Consider the following 21998-nt stretch of genomic DNA (forward strand, 5'->3'; position numbering starts at 1 on the left):
AACCATCTACCGCGTGGCATCGCGGCCTGCCACGTCGCAGTGCGGTAATGGCTGGCCATCGGTGATGGTGGTGCTGTACCCGGGGGCGCCAACCGGTACACTAGCGCGCTTTCGCGGCGCGAACGCGCGTACCTGATACCGGGCAGTTTGGGGGACAGATTGGAGCAAGCGGCGGCACATACAGGCGGAGTGCACGGCATCCTGCGATTGGCGGTGCCGGTACCGTTGCGTCGTCTGTTTGACTATCTGCCGCCGCAAGGACTCACCGCGGAAGACCTGCGTCCCGGGCAGCGTTACTGGGTCTCCTTTGGCAATCGCAACCTGGTGGCCGTACTGGTGGAGGTGGTTTCCGACTCGCCGCTGGCGGAGCTGAAGCCCGCCCTGGAGCGGATCGACCGCCAGCCCATTTTTGACGATCGCAGCCGCGGCTTTCTGCAGTGGGCTGCGGATTACTATCAGGCGCCGCTGGGTGAACTCTACGCGGCCGCACTGCCGGTAGCCCTGCGCAAGGGCAAGCCGGCGGATCACTGGGCGGAGCAGTGGCTCGAGCTCACTACCGAGGGCAAGGGGCTGCCGGAAACAGCGCTGGCGCGGGCCAGGAAACAGCAGGAATTGTTGCAGCTGCTGTTGCGCAGTGGGCGCCAGAGTCGCACCGCACTGAATGCCCGCGGGCTCAACAGCAGTGTGTGCAAGGCGCTGATCGAGCGCGGGCTCGCGCGCTGGGTATCGGGGCCCACCGCACCGCCGCCACTGGAGGTAGTGGAACCGCGCCCGGCCCCGGAACTGAATGACGAGCAGCGCCAGGTGATCGACGGTGTGGCTGCCACCGGGTTCAGCGCCTCGCTACTCGAGGGCACTACCGGCAGTGGCAAGACCGAGGTTTACCTGCGCCTGATGGAGCGTGCCCTGCAGCGGGGGCAGCAGGCGCTGCTGCTGGTGCCCGAGATCGGCCTGACGCCCCAGACCCTGCGCAGAATTGCCGCGCGCTTTCCCGACTTCCGTATCGCCGCCCTGCACTCCGGTCTCGCCGATGGTGAGCGCGCCCGGGCCTGGCTGTCGGCGGCAAGCGGTGTGGCGGACATTGTGATCGGCACCCGCTCCGCCATTTTTACCCCGCTGCCGCGGCTGGGGGTGATTCTGATTGACGAGGAGCACGACGGCTCTTTCAAACAGCAGGACGGGGTGCGCTACTCCGCCCGCGACCTGTCGCTGGTCCTCGCCAAGCGCGCCGATGTGCCAGTATTGCTGGGTTCCGCCACCCCGTCGCTGGAGAGCCTGCACAACGCCCTGAGCGGGCGCTACCAGCACCTGCGCCTGCGTCAGCGCGCGGGCAATGCGCGTCCGCCGGAAATCAGCGTGGTACCGACGTTTCACCAACAGCTGCAGGAAGGATTTGCGCCGCAGGTATTGCGGCATATCGGCGAAACTCTCAACCGTGGCGAACAGGCGCTGGTGTTTATCAACCGCCGCGGCTATTCCCCGGCACTCACTTGCGACGACTGCGGCTGGCTCGCGGACTGCCCGCACTGCTCTGCCAAGCTCACCCTGCACCGCCGCCAGCGCCAACTGCGCTGTCACCACTGCGACTACCGCATGCGCGAAGTGCACAATTGCCCGCAGTGCCACAGCCGCAACCTGAATGCACTGGGTGCCGGCACCGAGCGCAGTGAGGACTTCCTTACCCATACCTTTGCGAATTTCCCGGTAATCCGCGTGGATCGCGATACCACCGCCAGCAAGCAGGCGCTGGACAAACTGCTGGAACCCGCGCGCAACGGGGAGCCCTGCCTGCTGCTCGGCACCCAGATGCTGGCCAAGGGCCACCACCTGCCGCGGGTCACCCTGGTGGTGATCCAGGATGCCGACGGCGGATTGTTCAGTGCCGACTTCCGCGCACCGGAACGCATGGGGCAGCTGCTCGAGCAGGTGGCCGGCCGCGCCGGCCGCGGCGACCTGCCGGGACACGTGCTGGTACAGAGTCGCTACCCCGAGCACCCCCTGCTGCAGTTGCTGCTGAACAAGGGCTACGGCGCCTTCGCCCGCCAGTTGATGGAGGAGCGCAAGATCGCCCAGCTGCCGCCGGCGCGGGCAATGGCGCTGGTGCGCGCCGAATGCGAAGAGCCGCGCTGGGCGGAGGAGTTTCTCAGCAGTGCGCGGGAATACCTGCAGGCCATGGCGCCGCCCTCGCCGGAACTGCAGTATCTGGGACCGGTGCCGGCGCTGCTGGAGCGCAAGTCCGGACGCTTCCGTTTCTATGTGCAGATCACCGCCGACAAGCGCGGCTTGTTGCAGAAACTGCTCGCGCAGTTCAGCAGCTGGGCCGAGGGCAACCGCAATCGGCGCATACGCTGGGCGATCGACATGGATGCCCAGGAATTATCGTAAACCCCGCACACAGTGCCCAGCGCAGCGGTTACAATTTGCCGTCCGTACAATAATCATCGAAGACTGAGAGAAGTGTCATGGCTCGCCGCAATACCCGCCGCCAACAATCCACCGGCAAACCCGCCTGGGTCTGGTTTGTACTGGGCAACTTCGTCGGTGGTTTCGCGGTGTTTGTATTCCTGCTGAATGACCTCAAGATCGAACAGGGCAAGGTTGCAGCCCGGGCCGAAAAGCCCGCCGCCCGCGAGCCGGCACCAGCGGAAGCCAAGCCGCGCTTTGATTTCTACAAGTTGCTGGAAGAGAACGAAGTCAAAGTGCCCGAGCCGAAGAAGCAGCAGGCGAGAGTAAAAGCGGGAGAAGAGAAAAGCGGGGATACCGCGCAACGGGTAGAGCCAAAATCCGACCTGGTCTACATCCTCCAGGCTGCCAGCTTCCGCGACAAAGCCGAAGCCGATCGTCTGCGTGCACAGCTGATGCTCGCCAACCTGGACGTCAAGGTCGAATCTGCCACCGACACCCGCGGCACCTGGCACCGGGTACTCGTCGGCCCCTATACCAACCGCTCAAAAATGGCCGCGGCGCGTAGCGTGCTCGCGGAACACCGCCTGATGCCGCTGGTGCTCAAGCGACCTGCCAAGGGCTGACCTCGCAGACTGCGGAGTCTAAACCTCGGTTTCCACCAGGCTGCGCGCGATCCGGTGCGCCACCGGCGCGATCAGGGAAATCAGCGGAAATGCCACCGCCCAGGCCACCAGCCCCGCGTGCAGCCAGCGCGACAGGAAGCCCTCGGTCACCCCGGTATTGATGATTGTTACCACACCCGACATCAGTGTCGACATAAAGAACGACATAAAAAACGCGAACACCAGGGTGTAATAACGGGACTTCAAACGGGCCACAGGCACTCTCCATCCAACCTCAGGAAGTAGCCGCGGAGTATAAAGCCGCACCCCCCAAGTTGAAATCCTGCCCCTTCGACCACACTTAGTGCTCTTGAAATGTAAAACGCAGAGGCACACGTGCAACAATATCGCGGTACAACCATTCTCTCCGTCCGCCGGGGCGGCAAAGTCGTCATCGGCGGTGACGGTCAGGTTTCCATGGGCAACACCATCATGAAAGGCAACGCCCGCAAGGTTCGCCGCCTCTACAACGACAAGGTCATCGCCGGATTTGCCGGTGGCACCGCCGACGCCTTCACCCTGTTTGAACGCTTCGAAGCCAAACTGCAGGCCCACAACGGCCAGCTCACCCGCGCCGCCGTCGAACTCGCCAAAGACTGGCGTACCGACCGCGCCCTGCGCCGCCTGGAAGCCCTGCTCGCCGTCGCCGACGAAACTGCCAGCCTGATCGTGACCGGCAACGGCGACGTCATCCAGCCGGAAGACGACCTGATCGCCATCGGCTCCGGCGGCCCCTTCGCCCAGTCTGCAGCGCGTGCGCTACTCGACAATACCGAAATGGATGCGCGCAGCATCGTCGAGCAGGGATTGAAAATTGCCGGTGATATCTGCGTGTACACCAACCACAACAATACGATTGAAGAATTGAATTACTAAGTAAGAACCCACTTGCTGAAGAAGTAATTTTCTACGAATTGAAGGGCGGGCGCCGGGGAACAGGTTTCAGGACTGTCGGAAACAGGGATGTTTCCGACAGAGCGTACAGGGATGTATTCACAGCGGTCCTGAAACCTGTTTCCCGGTGACCGCCCGCCACCGCTCCAGCTTTAGAACGTAAAAGACTGGAACAAAGCGACAAAGAATCCGAGTAAAGACCATGTCCATGACCCCCAGAGAAATCGTCCACGAACTCGATCGCCATATCGTTGGCCAGAACGACGCCAAGCGCGCCGTTGCCATCGCGCTCCGCAACCGCTGGCGCCGCATGCAGGTCAACGAAGAACTGCGCGCGGAAATCACCCCGAAAAACATCCTGATGATCGGCCCCACTGGCGTCGGTAAAACCGAAATCGCCCGTCGCCTCGCCAAGCTGGCCGGCGCGCCGTTTATCAAAGTCGAAGCCACCAAATTCACCGAAGTCGGCTACGTCGGCCGCGACGTCGAATCCATTGTCCGCGACCTCGTCGAAATGGCCATCAAACTCGAGCGCGAGCGCGCCACCGAAGGCGTCAAACAGCGCGCCATGGACGCCGCCGAAGACAGGGTGCTCGACGCCCTGCTGCCCCCCGCTCGCAACACCGACCCCAGCGAAAAAGACTCCAGCACCCGTCAGGTCTTCCGTAAAAAACTGCGCGAAGGTGAGCTCGACGACAAAGAGATCGAAATCGACGTCTCCGCTAACCCCATGGGCGTCGAAATCATGGCGCCTCCGGGCATGGAAGAAATGACCAACCAGCTGCAGGGCATGTTCTCCAACATGTCCAAGGGTAAAACCCAGAAGCGCAAGCTCACCGTCAAGCAGGCGCTCAAGCAACTGACCGACGACGAAGCTTCCAAGCTGATCAACGACGAAGAAATCAAAACCAAAGCCATCCGTTCCGCAGAACAGAACGGCATCGTGTTTATTGACGAAATCGACAAGGTCGCCAAGCGCCAGGAAAGTGGCGGTGCCGACGTATCCCGCGAAGGTGTGCAGCGCGACCTGTTGCCACTGATCGAAGGCTGCACCGTCACCACCAAATACGGCATGATCAAAACAGACCATATTCTGTTTATCGCCTCCGGCGCCTTCCACCTGTCCAAGCCCTCGGACCTGATTCCCGAACTGCAGGGTCGTCTGCCAATTCGCGTGGAGCTGAGCTCGCTGACTTCCCAGGACTTCCAGCGCATCCTCACCGAACCCAGTGCCTCGCTGACCGAACAGCAAAAAGCACTGATGGGCACCGAAGGAGTAAACCTGGAGTTCTCTGAAGACGGCATCCGCCGGATTGCGGAAGTGGCCTTTGAAGTGAACGAATCCACCGAAAATATCGGTGCCCGCCGCCTGCACACGGTTCTCGAAAGATTGCTCGAGGAAGTGTCTTTTGCCGGCGGCGACGGCAATACCACCGTAACCATCGATGCGGGCTACGTGGACGCGCAGCTCGGTGAGTTGAGCAAGGACGAAGACCTGTCCCGCTTTATTCTTTAATTGTCTATTTTTGCGAGCAGAAAAAACAATTTGATCAGGAAAGAGGGGCCGTAGAGCCCCTCTGTTATTTGCATGAAATCTTCAGTAAAAAAACAGCAAAAACCGCCGCAGAAAATCCGCCTGGATAAAGCTGCCCGACAGCTGGTTCTGCAATACCCCGACGGCGAGTTTTCGCTGCCGGCGGAATATCTGCGTGTCTACTCTCCCAGCGCAGAGGTGCGCGGCCACGGCGCCAGCGATGGCATCCTGGTAACCGGAAAAATACATGTGGGTATTGAAAAAGTCGCCGCCGCAGGTCGCTATGCCCTGCAGATATTTTTTGACGATGGCCACGACAGCGGTATTTACACCTGGGCCTATTTGCGCGAGTTGTGTGAGGAGCAAGCGTCAAAATGGCAGGCTTATCTCGCGCAACTGGAATCCGCCGGCCAAGGTCGCGACCCGGATGAAAGTGCCGTGAAGTTTATCCAGTGATCCGGTGAGCCATGGACAGGGGATTTTGTTTGGTGTTACCGACTTCAGTTTGTGAACAGATTCCGAATTAATAAAAAGTTCACCAATACTTCACGCGCAATGTCACGACTCTGTCATTTCGAATCGTTTCAATCCCCGCTCGAAAATAATTTAGCTGGGTGGGTACATCATGATTCCTTTTTCCAAAACACCGCTGGCGATGAAGCTCGGGGTAATGCTCGCCGCATTTGCCCTGCTTCCCGCCTGTAGCGACGACAACAACAATCGCAACAATCCGCCGGTGGTCACGCCGGATCCGAATCCCGGTGATGGCGGTGATGAAGCGCCCGAGCGTTCCCTGAGCTTTACCGGAGTGCCGGCACCTGCCACCGACAGCGAAAAGCGTCAGATCCTGGCATCGCCCAAGGTCGAAGTGGACGGTGAAGAGTTCGATATCGGATTCCACACCCTGCTGCGCTCCGGCGATTCGGTAAATGGCAATGTGGTGTTCGGCCAGCTGGTGGATGCCGCGGGCCAGCCCCTGTACGGCGAAGACGGCATGCTCAAGGTCACCGATGCCAATGAGCACACCTCCCTGCTGCCGATCGGCGATCGCCTGTTCTCCGTATCGCAAATGGAAACCCGCCCCGGCGCCATGTTCCTGATGGAGCTGGACCAGAATCCGGAAAACGGTGCGCTGTCCACCAAAGATCTGTGGCAGATTGACCAGTCCGGTGTGGATGGTGGCTGGGTACACTGCGCCGCGTCGGTGACGCCGTGGAACGCCCACCTGGCGTCGGAGGAATACGAGCCGGATGCGCGCAGTCTGCGTACTCATGTCGAAGCCTCCGAGGACGGCTACTCCGCCGGTATGCTGGATTACTACGCGGATCCCAGCCAGTGGAACCCCTATTTCTACGGCTGGAATATCGAGATCAATATCAACGCGGAAGGCGAAGGAGAGCCGACCACCGACCTGGTCAAGCACTACGCCATGGGCCGTATTGCCTTCGAGCTGTCCTACGTGATGCCCGACAGCAAAACCGTATACATGACCGACGACGGCACCAATGTGGGCCTGTATATGTTTATCGCGGACACCGCCGGCGACCTGAGTGCGGGTACCGTGTACGCGGCCAAATGGAACCAGACTTCCGCCGAGGGCCTCGGCAGTGCCGATCTCGAATGGGTTTCCCTCGGTCACGCCAGCAATGACGAAATTGACGTGGCGGTGCACGGTGCCGAAGGCCAGCCTGCGGTGACCTTCGACGATATTTTCGAAGTCGACGGCGAAGGCTGCGTCGAGACCGCCACCAACGGCAACAGCGAGTGCCTGAGCGTCAAGCCGGGCATGGAAAAGATCGCTTCCCGCCTCGAGACCCGCCGCTATGCCGCGCTGATGGGCGCGTCCACCGAATTCCGCAAGGAAGAAGGGGTCACCTTCGACCCGGACGGCAGCAAGCTGTACGTGGCCATGAGCTCTGTGGGCCGCGGTATGACCGACGACGTTGGGCATATCCAGATTGCCGAGGGCAATTCCTGCGGCGCGGTCTACCAGCTGGATGTGGCGGCGGATACCGACATCGGTTCCGATTACGTGGCCACCAATATGAGCGGCCTGATCGGCGGTATCGAAGCGGAGTACCCGGCGGACAGTCCCTTTGCTACCTACAGCTGCGATGCGGATGCCATTGCCAATCCGGACAACGTGACCTTCATCACCGGTTACAACACCCTGATCATCGGTGAGGACACCGGTTCCGGTCACCAGAACGACGTAATCTGGTCGCTGGACCTGGATGAAGTCGATGCGGCTGACTCCACCGCGGGCCTCACCCGGATCCAGACCACGCCCTACGGCTCCGAGACCACCTCGCCCTACTGGTACCCGAATATCAACGGCTTCGGCTACCTGATGAGTGTGATCCAGCATCCCTACGGCGAGTCCGATGGCGACAAGCTGGCCCCCGGCTCCCTGGAACACCGCGCCTACACCGGCTACGTGGGTCCCTTCCCGGCCATGGATGTTACCGGCCAGTAAGCGGCACTGGCGCCCATCACGGGTAAAGCCATCCAGGCTGAAAACCCCGGCAGGTGACTGTCGGGGTTTTGTCTATCCGCTGTTCGAGCGGGCTTCTGAAAACGTTTTGAGTGAACTCCATGCGTACCATCATTCTGGCAATCACTACCGCACTGTTCGGGTCCGGTGCGGTTTCCGCCGAGCCGGAAAATCTCGGCCGCCTGTACCTTTCCAACCCGGCAGCGGTGACGCCACCGCAGTGTTATACCAAGACCGAAAATGAAAACGCGCCGGCGAGTAATCCCTGTTACGTCTGCCACACCGATAGCCGCGCGCCCAACTTTACCAACGACCTCGACCTGCAATTGCTGTACGACTTCGCGGAACCCGCGCGCACCAACCGCTGGCACAACCTGTTCAAGGACCGATCCGAGTATCTGGCTGAAGTCAGCGACGAGCAGATTCTCGGCTACGTGCGCGAAAGTAATTACCGCGCGAAGGATGGCAGTGTGCCCTTGCGGGAAAAATTGCGCGAAAACCTGCCGGCGCACTGGGATGGCAATGGCAACGGCCGCTGGGATGGCTATGTGCCCGATGTGCAGTTCAATTTTGACAGTGCCGGTTTTGACCGCGATGCCGACGGCGGGTACAGCGGCTGGCGCGCGCTGGCCTACACCCCTTTCCCGGGGACTTTCTTTCCCACCAACGGATCCACCGACGATGTGCTGATCCGCCTGCCGGCCATGTATCAAAACAATGAGCAGGGCGAGTTTGATGTCGAGGTGTATCGGATCAACCTGGCGATTGTAGAGGCGCTGATCAAGCGCGCGGATATTGCCATCGACCCGGTAGACGAGGAAAAGCTCAAGGTGGACCTGGACAAAAACGGCGAGCTGGCTACCGCTACACAGATTACCTATGACTGGGCGCCGCTGGAGCAGCGCCATATGTCCTATGTGGGCGAGGCGCGGCTGGCACAGCAGCGCAAAGAGGCACCTCTGTCTGCCGGTTCCTATCCGCTGGGCACCGAATTCCTGCACAGCGTGCGCTACCTGGATGTGGACACCAATGGTGAAGTCTCTATGGCTGCACGCATGAAAGAGCTGCGTTACGCGCGCAAGGTGCGCTGGGTCACTTATTTCCAGCATCGCGAACTGGCTGCAGACGAACTCAAGGACGCGCACGATTTTCCCGACCGCTTGGAGCCGGTGATCGGGGATATCGAGCGCGGTGTCAGCAATCGTCGCGGCTGGCGCTACAGCGGATTTATCGAGGATCGTCACGGCGGATTGCGACCGCAGTCCTACGAAGAGCTGGCCACCTGTAGCGGCTGTCACGGCGCCATTGGCGCCAATGTGGACGGCAGCTTCGCCATGACCCGCAAACTGGATGCGGGCAAGAGTTTCCAGCGCGGCTGGTACCACTGGGACCAGAAATCCCTTGCCGGCACGCCGGAGCCCCTGCGAGGGGATGGGCAGGGCGAGTATGCCTACTACCTCAAGCAGGTGGGCAATGCGGACGAGTACCGCTCCAACGGCGAGGTGCGTGCGCGCTTCTTCGATAGCGAGGGCGCACTCAAGAGCGCGATGCTCGACCGCCTGGCGAAGGATATCAACGTGTTGATCATGCCCTCACCGCGCCGTGCCCTCGACCTGAACAAGGCCTACCGCGCAATTGTGCAGGAACAGAGTTTCCGCGAAGGCCGCGATGCGGTGTTGAGCCCGCGCGACAACCTGCTGCGCGAGGTTGCCGAGGGACAGGAGACCGGTGTGCAGCGGGCGTCGTCGTATTTTTGATGCAGGCGTCCGCCGGCGCACGGAGGCGCTGGGATTCTTGCATCATTTGTCGTGGGCGGCGATCGGTCGCCGCCCCGGTCACGGTTCTGTAATATTCCCCCTCTTTAATTGGCGCGTTTGTTCTCTCAGGGGTATTCAGAATGATCCAAAAAACGCTCTCCGCGGTGCTCGCCGCGCTCTCGACCGCAGCCATTCTCGGCGGTTCTCTCGCCTACAGTTCGGAGGGCGTTGCTGCCGCCAAGGATTCCGGCAATGACGCCGTGCAGTTGCAGGGCAGCCAGCGTTCCAGCCACTGGTTCAATGAGGGGCAAGCAGCCCTGCGGCAGGCTATCTCGCAGCCGGTCAACAACAAGCGCGGCGCGGCAAGAAACGTCATCCTGTTTGTGGGCGACGGCATGGGTATTTCTACCGTCACCGCCGCGCGTATTCTTGCCGGCCAGCAGCAGGGTCTGGACGGTGAGGAATACCGGCTCAGCTTCGAAAAAATGCCCTTTGCCGGCCTGATCAAAACCTACAACACCAACCAGCAGACCCCGGACTCCGCCGGTACTGCTACTGCGATGCTGACCGGTGTGAAAACCAAGGCTGGATTTATCGGTGTCGATGAAGCGGTGGATCGCGGCGATTGCCCTGCGAGCCTCGAGCATGGTCTGACGACTGCACTGGAGCTCGCCGAGCAGCAAGGCAAAAGCACCGGCCTGGTGAGCACCGCTCGCATTACTCACGCCACCCCGGCTGCGGCCTACGCCAAGGTGCCCGAGCGAGGCTGGGAGTTCCAGGCACCGGAAGGCTGCCGGGATATTGCCGCGCAGTTGGTCGCCCTGCCTGCGGGCGACGGTGTTGATGTCGTACTGGGTGGCGGTCGCCGCAGCTTTCTGCCGCAAGAAGTCACGGACCGGGAAGGTAAAAGCGGCAAACGTACCGACGGCCGCAATCTGGTGAGCGAGTGGAAGCAGCGTTACGGTGACAGCGCGGCCTATATCGAGGATCAGGAGGGATTCGACGGCCTGGATCTGGCGGCCACTGACAAGCTGCTGGGCCTGTTTGAAAGCTCGCATATGCGCTACGAAGCGGACCGCAAAAACGATGTGGCCGGCGAGCCCGCCCTGCACGAGATGACCGCCAAGGCCATCGACCTGCTGGAGAAAAACGACAACGGTTACTTCATGCTGGTGGAAGGTGGACGCATTGACCACGGCCACCACGCGGGCAACGCCTACAACGCCTTGAATGATGCGGTGGAAATGGCGCGCGCGGTGCAGGTGGCGATGGAAAAAACCAGTGCGGAGGACACACTGATCATCGTCACCGCCGATCACAGCCATGTGATGACCATCGCCGGATATCCGACCCGCGGCAACCCGATCCTGGGCAAAGTGGTGGGCAATGACAGCCGTGGCCAGGCCGAGGACACGCCGTCACTGGCCGCCGATGGCAAGCCCTACACCACTATCGGTTACACCACCGGCCTCGGCCACGCCCACTATGGCGACGAGACCGATGCCGATGTGCGCTACAGCGACCCGATCGACAGCGGACGCAAGGACCTGTCCAAACTGGATACCACCGCGCCTGGCTATCACCAGGACTCCCTCGTGCCTCTGGGCTCGGAAACCCACGGCGGCGAGGATGTCGGTATCTGGGCGCGCGGCCCGGGCGCACACCTGTTGAGCGGCACCAATGAGCAGAGCTTTATTTTCCATGTGATGGCCCACTCCGGAGGCCTGTTGGGGGAAGACTGAGCCTGTAATAGATCTGTGGGAACAGCGGAATTAAAAATACTGAGGAGAATCTGCGAGACGGGATTCGGATAACAAAAAAAGCCGCATCGTTGGATGCGGCTTTCGAAGCGGGAGCCTTGCGGCTCCCCGGTTCTTGTTGTTTCTCTGAGAGAGATTTTTAGAAGGTGTAGTTCACACCCATGTAGAAACTGCGACCCAAAGTGTCGTACATACCGGAGCCACCACCGGTACCGGAAAGGTACGCGGGGGGATCCTGATCTTCGATGTTGTTGATACCACCGTAAACTTCGAAGGAGTCCTGATACAGGTATGCTGCACGCAGGTCGTTGTAGCGGATCACACCGGTGTTACTCGGAGCTGCGCTTTCCGGCTGAGTCAGGCCAATGTCGTACAGGGCCATGTCATCCAGGTAGCGATGCGCCCAGTTCACGGACAGGTCACCGTAGCGGTAGGTGACGTTCATGTTGTACGCGTTGGTGGGATCACCCAGTTCGCCGTCGATGCGGTCTGCACTGTCAGGCTCGTTCTGGAAGGAGTAGTCGTCGCGTTCCAGCAGGCGAGTACCCTGCAGGCTCAGGGTCAGGTTGCCCAGCTCGGATTTGAACAGGTCGGCCAGCGCCATTTCGTAACGCACTTCGTAGTCAATACCGCGAGCAGTGAGCTTGGATGCGTTCAGGGCCGAGCTGGTCAGGGAAACCAGGTCGCCGTTGGCATCGCGCTGGATGTTGCCACAGAACTGGTTGTCGATGGAGGAAGCGTCAACACACTTGTCCAGAATCGTCTGGCCACCGTAGTAAGAGATCGCATCTTCGATTTCGATGTCCCAGTAGTCTGCGGTAACGGTCAGGCCTTCAGCGAAGCGCGGGGTGAGCACCACACCGAAGGTCAGGGTAGTCGCAGTCTCTTCCTGAAGATTTTCGTTACCACCGCTGAAGCCCGGCAGAGTCGGACCTTCGTTCCATGGGGACTGGTAGTCTGCGGCCAGGCCCAGGGCGGCACAGTTGGCTGCACGCTGAGTCGGGTTCGGAGCGTAGGCTACCTCGTCGGCATCACACGGATCGTCAATATTGAAGAAGTTCTGGCCCAGCGGTGCGAACAGCTCGTCGATGTTCGGAGCACGTACTGCCTGAGAGGAGGTAGCGCGGACACGAACGTCGTCGATCACAGTCCAGTCCAGTCCGGCCTTCCAGGCACCGGTGCTACCGATGGTGGAGTAGTCAGCGGCGCGGTATGCGGTGTCGAATACCAGGCTCTGGACACCCGGGAGGTCGGACAGCAGCGGAGCAGACAGTTCTACGTAGGCTTCCGATACGTCGTATTCACCGTCAGTGGTCGCGAGCGCGTTCATGAAGGTAGCGCCGCTTTTGATGATTTCATCAAAGTCGACAAAACTGGTTTCTTCGCGGTATTCGAAGCCGCCGACTACGGACAGCGGGCCCGCAGGAAGGTCGAACAGGTCACCGCCGATAAAACCGGAAGCGACGGTTTGAGTCATCTCTTCCACTGAACCGGTGTTATCCAGCATTACCCAGTCGATAGCTTCCTGGGAGTTCTGGTTTTCGCCGAACAGGTCAAGCGGCTGACAGCCAGCTGCGCGGGCGTCGGCGTCGGCACAGACAATCTGTCCATCGACTTCGATGGCGTCGATGGCCTGGGCGAAGCGCTCGTTATGGCGGTTGTTCAGGTAGAAGATGTCGGCGTCGTACTGGCCGTAAACGAGGCTGGCCTCGTAGTTCCAGCGGCTACCGATGTCGCCCTTTACGCCCACTACGTAGCGCTGGGTTTCACGCTCGGCCAGATCGCCGCGGTAACCCAGGTCGGAATGCATGCGGTACATGCCGAAAGCGGGAATGCCGGCAGCTACCAGCTCGTCGGACAGATCTTTGTCCAGGAACGGGTTGGTGGAGGAGTAGCCATTGTAGCTGAAGCTCGCCTGACCCCAGCTCTCGGCTTCGTGGCTGACGTATTTGGCTTCGGCAAACAGGCGCGTGGAGTCGTTCAGGTCGAAGTGACCCTTCACGTACACATTGTTGGTATCCATGCTCGGATACATCTGGTACTGGCCAATCCAGCGATAGCCGTCACCACCGGTACAGCGGCCGGCGGAATCACAGTAGTCACCGGGGATAACCGGGCGCGCGGAGCCGTCTTCGTCAAAGGTGTAGTCACCGAAAGGCGCGGGCAACCAGGCGATACCGGCGTCACTCAGGATGGGCAGGGTGTAGTTCTGCACGATGAAACGATCCGGGATGCCATCTTCGGGGCCGGTGTCGTTGGGGTTGCGCAGGGTGCCGTAGCCTTTGGTGATCCAGTCGCGATCGGTGCCGTACACATCGCCGCGGCTGGTAAGGGAGACACTACCAGCGACGTTTGCGCGGCCGTCGAAAAAGTTTTGGCCGAAGGTAAAGGAAGCTTCAGTAGTTTCCGCGCCACCGTTTGTGGTATCGCTGGCGAAGGCGCTGATCTTCACGCCTTCGAAGTCATCTTTCATGATGAAGTTAACTACACCGGTTACAGCGTCCGCACCGTAGATCGCGGAAGCACCGCCGGTGATCACGTCGACGCGCTCAATCAGGTCTTCCGGGATAGTGTTTACGTCAACCGCAGAAGTACCTACAGAGGAGGCGATGTGACGACGGCCGTCCTGCAGTACCAGGGTGCGGGAAGTGCCGAGACCGCGCAGGTCCAGCAGGTTCAGGCCCACGGTGCCGATAAAGCGACCGGAGTTCTGACCGGAAAAGGTGGAGCGCAACGCAGGCAATTCGTTGAGGAAGTCACCCAGGTTGGTTTCACCACTGAGGCTGATATCTTCCGCGGTCAGGGTGGTGACCGGGGTGGGGCTCATGGAATTGGGACGCGCGATACGCGAGCCGGTCACGGTGACCTGTTCAATGGCGCCATCGTCGATTTTGGAAGCATCTACTGCTTTGGTGTCTTCCTGAGCGAATGCGGGAGTAACACCAACCGCCGCCAAAATGGCGCCGCGGATGGCCATGGAGAGCGTGTTGCCTTTCATATTTTTTATTCCCCCCCCAGAGGGTTTCTCGTTCTTGGTCAGAAATTCGGCGTTTAGAGTTTTGTGCCGTATTCCAGTAACGATTGGGAGGAAAGTTCCCTCATGGAAATTATTAACAAGATTAAATATTTTTTGTTTCAGATGAAACCTAATGAGATATTGTGCAAGGAGGGCTAAAAAATGACATTAATGCTAAAGTTGAGCCTGACTGACGGCTGAGTCACCCTGCTGTGGCGAGCCTTTCGTTGGCCAATGTGCTCGACGCAAAAAGGTTCCTGCATGTCCCATTCCAATTCGGCCCATGTACAATACCGCCCTCAAATCTGGCTCAGCAGGCATACGATGACGGAACGCAAGACGACCCACTTTGGCTACCAGGAAGTACCGGTGGAAGAGAAGGCCGGTCGGGTGGCGGATGTTTTCCACTCGGTGGCGGCCCGCTACGATGTGATGAACGACCTGATGTCCGGCGGTGTGCACCGGTTGTGGAAGCGTTTCACCATCGAGCTGTCCGCGGCGCGACCGGGGCAGACGATCCTGGATATTGCCGGTGGCACCGGTGACCTGACGGCGCGCTTTTCGCGTATTGTCGGCCCTACCGGCAAGGTGGTGCTTGCCGATATCAATGCGTCGATGCTGAAGGTGGGCCGCGATCGCCTGCTGGACCGCGGTATTGCGGGCAATGTGGAGACGGTACAGGCGGATGCCCAGTACCTGCCCTTCCCGGACAATACCTTTGATTGCATTACCATTGCCTTTGGCCTGCGCAATGTGACAGATAAGGATCTGGCGCTGCGCTCAATGCTGCGGGTGTTGAAGCCCGGTGGTCGGCTGCTGGTGCTGGAGTTTTCCAAGCCGCAGTCCAAGCTGCTGGAGAAGGTCTACGATCAGTACTCTTTCCGCCTGCTGCCTTTTATGGGCAAACTGGTGGCGGACGATGCGGACAGTTACCGTTATCTCGCCGAGAGTATCCGCATGCATCCGGATCAGGAGACCCTGAAAGACATGATGGGCGAGGCCGGTTTCGTGGATTGCGAATTCCACAACATGACCGGTGGCATTGTGGCTTTGCACAAGGGTATCAAACCCTAGCTCTTTTCTCTGTCTGTGGCGGTCCGAGCGGCGTGAACCCCTCGCGAGACACGCCGTGAACCCATCCCTGGGGGCTCTTCTAAAACATCCCTGTTTTAGAAGGTCTCGCGAGGGGTTCACGCCGCCCAGACCTTCGCATCAGCGTATTTCGCACGGACGAATTCAGAAAAAGTAATGACCGACCCCACCTTCCGCGCCGGCTTCGACGCCACTCTGGAAACCGCCATCAACTCCGCACTCCGGTATGACCCGGGTACCCGCGCGCGCCTCGGCAAACTGGCGGGCAAGGTGCTGGCGGTGAAGTTGACCGCACCCGCCATGACCCTGTTTCTGGCGATCGAAGATGACGGCGATGGCGGTTTTATCGAGGTGCATGGTCGCTGGAGTGGCGAAGTGTCCACCGAGCTGTCCGGGTCGGCGATGGCGTTTGTGCAACTGCTGCGCAACCGCGATGCCACGCCGGCCAAACTGGGGGTGACGGTGCGCGGCTCCAGCGCACTGTTGGCCGAACTGCAGTCGATTCTGCGGGATCTGGATATCGACTGGGAAGAGCCGCTGGCCAAGTTGATTGGCGACGCGCCAGCTCACCAGCTGGGCACGGGCATGCGTATGGCGGCGAGCTGGCTGAAGGGCGCGCTAGCTGCGGCGCCGAAGGCCGGTGCCGAAGCGGTGAGTGAGGAGTGGAAGGTGACACCGCCGCAGGCGCAGTTTGAAGCGTTTGCGGAGGATGTGGCGGAGTTTGCCCAGGGGGTAGACCGGCTGGAGGCGCGCATCGAGATTTTGCGTCGCAAGCTGGAAGGTGGCCAACCGCCGAATGAACGCAAACCGGGTCAGGGGAAAGATTGACGTGCCAGTAGCGAGAAGCCTGACCATCGCGCGGATTTTTCTGCGCTATCGACTGAACGAACTGGTGCCTGCCGAGCATCAGCCCCTGTGGCTGCGCGCGTTGTGGGCGCCGGCAAAACTGCTGCCGGCAAGTGGCAAGATCAAGCAGATGGGGCGCGGGGAGCGGCTGCGACGGGCGCTGGAGGACCTGGGGCCCATCTATGTGAAGTTCGGGCAGTTGCTGTCAACGCGCCCGGATCTGCTGCCGCCGGATATGGTGCTGGAGCTGAACCAGCTGCAGGACAATGTGCCGCCCTACCCGGCGGATCAGTGTATTGCGCGTATCGAAGCGGCGCTGGGGGCACCGGTAGACGAGCTGTTCGCAGAGTTTGAGCGCGAGCCCCTGGCTTCGGCATCGGTGGCCCAGGTGCACGCCGCGCGGCTGAAAGGCGAGCGGGGCGCAGCGGGAAAGTCCGTGGTGGTGAAAGTGCTGCGGCCCGGTATCGACAAGATCATCCAGCAGGACCTGCAGCTGTTGCGGCATATCGCGCGCTGGATCGAGCGCTTTCTGCCCGACGGCCGCCGCATGCGCCCGGTGGAGGTGGTGGAGGATTACCGCCACACCATCGAGGGGGAGCTGGACCTGGTGCGCGAGGCCTCCAACGGTTCCGAGCTGAAGCGCAATTTCGCCAATTCACCGCTGTTGTACATTCCCGAAGTCTACTGGGATTACACCCGCGACAATGTGCTGGTGCTGGAGCGCATTGACGGTATTCCGGTTACCGACCTTGAGCAGTTGCGAGCCCAGAACACCGATATGGAATTGCTCGCCGAGCGCGGCGTGGAGATATTCTTCAAGCAGGTGTTCGAGCACAACTTCTTTCACGCGGATATGCACCCGGGCAATATTTTTGTGTCCCGGGAAAATCCGCAGCGCCCCAAATATATCGCCATCGATACCGCCATCGTCGGCAGCCTTACCCGCGAAGACCAGTACTATTTGGCGCGTAATTTGCTGGCTATGTTCCGCCGCGACTATCGCATGGTGGCGGAGCTGCATGTGCAGAGCGGCTGGGTGCGCAAAGATACGCCGGTCAATGCATTCGAAGCGGCGATCCGCTCGGTGTGCGAACCGATTTTCGAAAAGCCCCTGGGAGAAATTTCCTTTGCGCGGGTGCTGATCAGCCTGTTCCAGACGGCGCGGCGCTTCGATATGGAAGTGCAGCCGCAACTGGTGTTGTTGCAGAAAACCCTGCTCAATATCGAGGGGCTGGGGCGACAGCTTTATCCGCAACTGGATCTGTGGAAGACTGCCCATCCATTTCTTGAGCGGTGGATGCGCGAGCGTATTCACCCCAAGACCATCGTCGGCGAAATCCGGCGATACGGACCGGAATGGCTGGAAAAATTCCCGCAACTGCCGCAAATGGCGTTCTCTGCGCTTGAGCAGGGGCAGCAGCTGGGGCCACAACTGCAGCAGTTGAGCGATCAGCTCGCAGGCAGCCGACAGCGCGGGCGTGCCCGCTATGCGCGAATGATCGTGGGAGGGCTGCTCGCAGCGGGAGCAGCGCTGGTGGCTTCCCCTGGATTGCTGGCGCAGATACCGGTGGCCAGTTGGGTACTGGGGGCGGCGGCTCTGGCCATGTTGCTCTGGCCGTGAGCCGCTGCCCTGAAGCGAACTCGCCAGCCTACAATAACGAATGCAGTAAGGACGCACACGTGAGCGATACCGATTTCACCCAGGCAGTCAGCTGGAACAGTGACGGGCTGGTGCCCGCCATCGCGCAGGATTACAAGAGCGGCCGGGTGCTGATGATGGCCTGGATGAACGCCGAGTCCCTGCGACTTACGGTGGAGGAAGGGCGCGCGGTCTACTGGTCTCGCTCCCGCGGCAAGCTCTGGCGCAAGGGGGAGTCCTCCGGTCACGTGCAGCAGGTGCGCGAAATCCGACTCGATTGCGACGGCGACACGCTGGTGCTGATGGTGGAACAGCTCGGCGGCATTGCCTGTCACACCGGTCGCACCAGTTGCTTTTATCAGGTACTGGAAGACGGCCAGTGGCAGATCCGCCAGCCGGTGATCACCGACCCGAAAGAGATCTATTCAGGGGAGAAATAGACAGCGCCATGAGTAATATGCTGATACAACTGGATCGCGTACTGCGGATGCGTATGCAACAGGGGGATGCGGAGTCCTCCTATGTCGCCAGCCTGCATCACAAAGGGCTGAACAAGATACTGGAAAAGGTGGGCGAAGAGGCCACCGAGCTGGTGCTCGCGGCGAAAGACGCCGAGGGCGCGGATCTGGATAGCGACGCGCACAAGGCGCTGATCAGTGAAACCGCAGACCTGTGGTTTCACTCGCTGGTGGTGCTCGCACACCTGGGGACGGATTCCCGCGCGGTACTGGATGAACTGGGGCGTCGCTTCGGCCTGTCCGGTCTGGAAGAAAAGGCCGCGCGCAAGCCGGACTGATTTGAATTTCACCGGCCCAGGCCGATACAAGATCAAGAATTTTATTCAGGAGTAATTCACATGGGTATTAGCTGGCAACAACTACTGATTCTGCTGGTCATCGTTCTGCTGATTTTCGGCACCAAGCGTCTGCGCAACCTCGGTGGCGATCTGGGTGGAGCCATCAAGGGCTTCAAAAAGGCCATGAAGGAAGAAGGCAAGAAAGACGGCGAGGAAGAAGATGCCGACAAGGATCCGGAACTTCTGACCAAGGACGAAAACGCCAAGCCCCAGCAGAAAACAACCAGCGAAGAAAAGCAGTCCCAGGACAAGTAACCTGGCACCGGCATCGTCCGCAACTGATAGAGCGAACCGCGCGTGTTTGATATCGGATTTTTTGAATTACTGCTGATCGGTATCGTTGGCCTGGTGGTCATCGGTCCCGAGCGCCTGCCGGACGCGGTGCGCACCACCGTGCGCTGGTGGACGCAGCTGAAGCAGACCCTGAGCAGTGCCAAAGACGAACTGGAGCGGGAAGTGGGTGCCGACGATATCCGTCGGGAGCTGCACAACGAGCGCGTACTGCGCGAGTTGCGCGAAAGCCAGGAGGCGATGGAGCGCACCTTCAGTGATGCCGAGCGCAAGTTCGAGCAGGATCTCAAGGCGGTGGAAGCCCAGGCGCAGTCGCTGAAACAGGACGCAGAGACTGAGGGTGAAGCAGCGCCGGAAAAAGAGCCGCCTGCAGAGCCGGATGTGGCGGCGGACCAGCGTCGGCAGGCCGCGGACTACCTCCCGGAAGAAGATCGCGAAGCGCGTATCGACGAGAGGTCCGATGAGGAGTACCTGCCGGAGGAAGATGAGGACGACGAGGATCAGGAAGATCCCGAATATCCCGAGCATCTACACGATCATGGCGACCCGCAATACAACCCGCACCACCCCGACCACTTCAAGCACGAGGAAGATGAAGCCTGGGCGGAAGTGGATCGGCTGGACCCGGCGGAGACGAAGGACCGTGCCGAAGCAAGTGCCGAAGAAAGTTCAGAATCGGCAAGCCCCGCAAAAAGCGACAGTGCAGGCCAGGTGGAAGACAAGCGTCAATGACCGAGAAAGACCAACCGTTTATTGAGCATCTTATCGAGATGCGCGACCGCCTGCTGAAAACCCTGATGGTGGTGGTGGCGATCTTTGCCTGTATGGTGCCTTTCGCCAACGAGATCTACAATTTCGTTGCCGACCCCCTGCAGGCCCGCCTGACCGAGGGCGCGGGGATGATCGCCACCGAGGTGACATCGCCGTTCCTGACCCCCTTCAAGACCACTTTTGTGCTGGCGTTTTTTGTCGCGATTCCTGTGGTGCTGTATCAGTTCTGGGCATTTATTGCCCCTGGCCTGTACAAGCACGAAAAACGACTTATTGCACCGCTGATGTTCTCCAGTGTGTTCCTGTTTTACGCGGGCATGGCCTTTGCCTACTTCGTGGTGTTCCCGCTGATTTTCGAGTTCTTCATCAGCTCCGCCGATGCCGATATCAAGGTACTGCCGGACATCCGCAGTTATCTGGACCTGGCGCTGAAGCTGTTTTTTGCGTTTGGCTTCGCCTTCGAAATCCCCATCGCCACCGTGTTGCTGATCTGGAGTGGTGCCGTCACCGCCAAGGATCTGGCGAAAAAGCGCCCCTACGTGATTGTCGCCTGTTTCGCTGTGGGCATGCTGCTCACCCCGCCGGACGTCATCTCACAAACCCTGCTGGCCATTCCCATGTGGCTGCTGTTCGAGGTGGGTATTTTATTCGGTCGTATGATCAAAAAGCGCGGTAAAAAGGAAGCGGAAGCCGAATCGTCCTGATGTCATCCGCGGGCCTGTATGCGGCGTACAAACCCTGCACAGATCCCGTGCTACTGTCAGTGCAGAGGGCGCGCGATTTTCGGTGATGTACTCGAATTGACGGCGGAATTCCCCGGAATTCTTAAGGGTGGCTTTCTGTGGTGGTACACAAAACCTGTTCGGCGGTTACCCGCGTGCTGGGGCTACTGGCAGCACTGTGCATACCCGTTACAGTGCTTTCCGCGCAGTCCTATCCTGTAGGGGCGGAAGACAAAGCCTCCGCCGCCAACGCCTGTGTCATCCTGCTGCACGGCATCACCAAAGATTCGTCATCGATGCGCTCGATAGAGCGCGCCCTGCGAGAGCGGGGCTATCACACGGTCAACCTCGACTATCCCTCCCGCAGTAACCCCATCGAAGTACTGGCCACTGAAGCGATTCCGCGGGGGCTGGCTGCATGTGAGGAGGCCAACACCGGTGACTTGCACTTTGTCGCCCATTCCATGGGCGGATTGCTGGTGCGTTACTACTATGACCGCCGCGATGCATCCGACGTCACCAGTGTCGTTATGCTCGGCACCCCGAATCAGGGCAGCCGCCTGGGCAATTTCCTTTCCTGTATTCCGTGGATCAAGGACGTGAACGGCCCCGCCGGCAAACAGATGGGTATTGATCCGCGCAGCATCCCCAACCGGATGGGGCCGGTGCGCTTTCCCCTCGGGGTGATTGCCGGCACCCGCACGTTCAACCCCCTGTTCGCGGCAATTATCAGCGGCAATGACGACGGCCGTGTTGGCCTGCCCAGTACCTACGTTGAGGGCACTTGCGCGCGCGTCACCTACCCGCTCACCCACGACAACCTGACCGACGATCAGCGGGTGATCGATCAGGTGGTGGCATTTCTGAACACTGGGAATTTTCGCGGTGATGGAGTGGAGGCATTCCCTTGTGCAAACCCGGTGGAGACGGAGTAGCGCCTTTCCCGAACGACTGGTTTTCCCTCAGGAATAAATTGCGACTATGCTGGAAAAGCCGGCCACCAGCACCACCAGTGGCAACAATCCCTGGCGATGCTGACTGTCGGCCAGCAACAGTGCCAACGGGATCGGCGGGCAAAGAATAGCGAGCACCGTCAGGCCAGTGGATTCAGCGACACTGAGCCGCACTACCTGAATCCACAACACGGCGCCGAGAACCATCGTAAAAACCAGTGAGACCGCTGCCACGGGCTGCATGGATATTTCCCTTAAACGTTTCTTCGCATACCTAAAGTTAGCTGCTTCCAACCTGATTGGCA

At 60.1% G+C, this 21998-nt stretch carries 20 protein-coding genes; 17 read left to right on the forward strand and 3 right to left on the reverse strand.

Translation table 11 applies throughout. The features are described from left to right. Positions 1-159: 159 nt before the first annotated feature. Complete coding sequence (locus HUW35_RS07235; protein ID WP_255463539.1) at positions 160-2385, forward strand: primosomal protein N'; 2226 nt, start codon at positions 160-162, stop codon at positions 2383-2385. A gap of 77 nt (positions 2386-2462) precedes the next feature. Continuing rightward, positions 2463-3029: an SPOR domain-containing protein gene (locus tag HUW35_RS07240; RefSeq protein ID WP_181254917.1), complete on the forward strand. Its 567-nt coding sequence runs from the start codon at positions 2463-2465 to the stop codon at positions 3027-3029. Positions 3030-3047: 18 nt separating this feature from the next. Here HUW35_RS07240 and HUW35_RS07245 read toward each other — a convergent pair whose 3' ends face one another. Next, on the reverse strand, positions 3048-3284 hold the full coding sequence (locus HUW35_RS07245; RefSeq protein ID WP_219932663.1) for a DUF2798 domain-containing protein: 237 nt from the start codon (positions 3282-3284) through the stop codon (positions 3048-3050). A 120-nt stretch (positions 3285-3404) separates the two neighbouring features. Here HUW35_RS07245 and hslV point away from each other — a divergent pair, with 120 nt between their 5' ends. The 6 genes from hslV (at position 3405) to HUW35_RS07275 (ending at position 11489) form a co-directional block, all read left to right on the forward strand. Beyond that, positions 3405-3944, forward strand: coding sequence for an ATP-dependent protease subunit HslV (gene hslV, locus HUW35_RS07250; RefSeq protein WP_181254918.1), 540 nt, complete (start codon positions 3405-3407; stop codon positions 3942-3944). Positions 3945-4164: 220 nt separating this feature from the next. Next, entirely contained in the window at positions 4165-5478 is a 1314-nt protein-coding gene (gene hslU, locus HUW35_RS07255; protein WP_181254919.1) for an ATP-dependent protease ATPase subunit HslU, read from the forward strand. A 72-nt stretch (positions 5479-5550) separates the two neighbouring features. Continuing rightward, positions 5551-5952: a gamma-butyrobetaine hydroxylase-like domain-containing protein gene (locus HUW35_RS07260; protein WP_181254920.1), complete on the forward strand. Its 402-nt coding sequence runs from the start codon at positions 5551-5553 to the stop codon at positions 5950-5952. Positions 5953-6121: 169 nt separating this feature from the next. After that, positions 6122-7972 carry a PhoX family phosphatase gene (locus HUW35_RS07265; protein ID WP_181254921.1) on the forward strand — a complete coding sequence of 617 codons (1851 nt, stop codon included), beginning with the start codon at positions 6122-6124 and terminating at the stop codon, positions 7970-7972. 119 nt (positions 7973-8091) lie between these two features. Next, a complete protein-coding gene (locus HUW35_RS07270) occupies positions 8092-9747 on the forward strand; it encodes a hypothetical protein (protein WP_181254922.1) in 1656 nt (551 codons plus the stop codon). A 140-nt stretch (positions 9748-9887) separates the two neighbouring features. Beyond that, the gene (locus HUW35_RS07275; RefSeq protein WP_181254923.1) at positions 9888-11489 is read left to right on the forward strand and encodes an alkaline phosphatase; all 1602 of its coding nucleotides are present in this window, start codon (positions 9888-9890) and stop codon (positions 11487-11489) included. 157 nt (positions 11490-11646) lie between these two features. Here HUW35_RS07275 and HUW35_RS07280 read toward each other — a convergent pair whose 3' ends face one another. Further along, positions 11647-14505 carry a TonB-dependent receptor domain-containing protein gene (locus HUW35_RS07280; RefSeq protein WP_181254924.1) on the reverse strand — a complete coding sequence of 953 codons (2859 nt, stop codon included), beginning with the start codon at positions 14503-14505 and terminating at the stop codon, positions 11647-11649. Between the two features lie 342 nt (positions 14506-14847). Between HUW35_RS07280 and ubiE the strand changes: the two genes are divergently transcribed. From ubiE to HUW35_RS07325, 9 genes are all read left to right on the forward strand, one after another. Then, positions 14848-15597, forward strand: a complete 750-nt coding sequence (gene ubiE / locus HUW35_RS07285) for a bifunctional demethylmenaquinone methyltransferase/2-methoxy-6-polyprenyl-1,4-benzoquinol methylase UbiE (protein WP_181254925.1) — start codon at positions 14848-14850, stop codon at positions 15595-15597. A 174-nt stretch (positions 15598-15771) separates the two neighbouring features. Continuing rightward, positions 15772-16443: an SCP2 domain-containing protein gene (locus HUW35_RS07290; protein WP_181254926.1), complete on the forward strand. Its 672-nt coding sequence runs from the start codon at positions 15772-15774 to the stop codon at positions 16441-16443. Beyond that, on the forward strand, positions 16412-18082 hold the full coding sequence (ubiB, locus tag HUW35_RS07295) for a ubiquinone biosynthesis regulatory protein kinase UbiB (RefSeq protein WP_255463540.1): 1671 nt from the start codon (positions 16412-16414) through the stop codon (positions 18080-18082). The genes HUW35_RS07290 and ubiB overlap by 32 nt, the downstream gene beginning before the upstream one ends. Before the next feature lie 59 nt (positions 18083-18141). Continuing rightward, entirely contained in the window at positions 18142-18540 is a 399-nt protein-coding gene (hisI, locus tag HUW35_RS07300; protein WP_181254928.1) for a phosphoribosyl-AMP cyclohydrolase, read from the forward strand. An 8-nt stretch (positions 18541-18548) separates the two neighbouring features. Beyond that, complete coding sequence (locus HUW35_RS07305) at positions 18549-18896, forward strand: phosphoribosyl-ATP diphosphatase (protein ID WP_181254929.1); 348 nt, start codon at positions 18549-18551, stop codon at positions 18894-18896. A 60-nt stretch (positions 18897-18956) separates the two neighbouring features. After that, the gene (gene tatA / locus HUW35_RS07310; protein WP_078083979.1) at positions 18957-19211 is read left to right on the forward strand and encodes a twin-arginine translocase TatA/TatE family subunit; all 255 of its coding nucleotides are present in this window, start codon (positions 18957-18959) and stop codon (positions 19209-19211) included. Between the two features lie 42 nt (positions 19212-19253). Further along, positions 19254-19979, forward strand: a complete 726-nt coding sequence (gene tatB, locus HUW35_RS07315; protein ID WP_181254930.1) for a Sec-independent protein translocase protein TatB — start codon at positions 19254-19256, stop codon at positions 19977-19979. Next, complete coding sequence (gene tatC / locus HUW35_RS07320; RefSeq protein ID WP_181254931.1) at positions 19976-20722, forward strand: twin-arginine translocase subunit TatC; 747 nt, start codon at positions 19976-19978, stop codon at positions 20720-20722. The genes tatB and tatC overlap by 4 nt, the downstream gene beginning before the upstream one ends. A 137-nt stretch (positions 20723-20859) precedes the next feature. Continuing rightward, positions 20860-21675, forward strand: coding sequence for a triacylglycerol lipase (locus HUW35_RS07325; RefSeq protein ID WP_181254932.1), 816 nt, complete (start codon positions 20860-20862; stop codon positions 21673-21675). A gap of 27 nt (positions 21676-21702) precedes the next feature. On the opposite strand, the gene HUW35_RS07330 is transcribed toward HUW35_RS07325, so the two are convergent. Next, entirely contained in the window at positions 21703-21936 is a 234-nt protein-coding gene (locus HUW35_RS07330; RefSeq protein WP_181254933.1) for a hypothetical protein, read from the reverse strand. Positions 21937-21998: the final 62 nt, after the last annotated feature.

The organism is Microbulbifer sp. YPW1 (genome assembly GCF_013367775.1).
Classification (GTDB): Bacteria; Pseudomonadota; Gammaproteobacteria; order Pseudomonadales; family Cellvibrionaceae; genus Microbulbifer.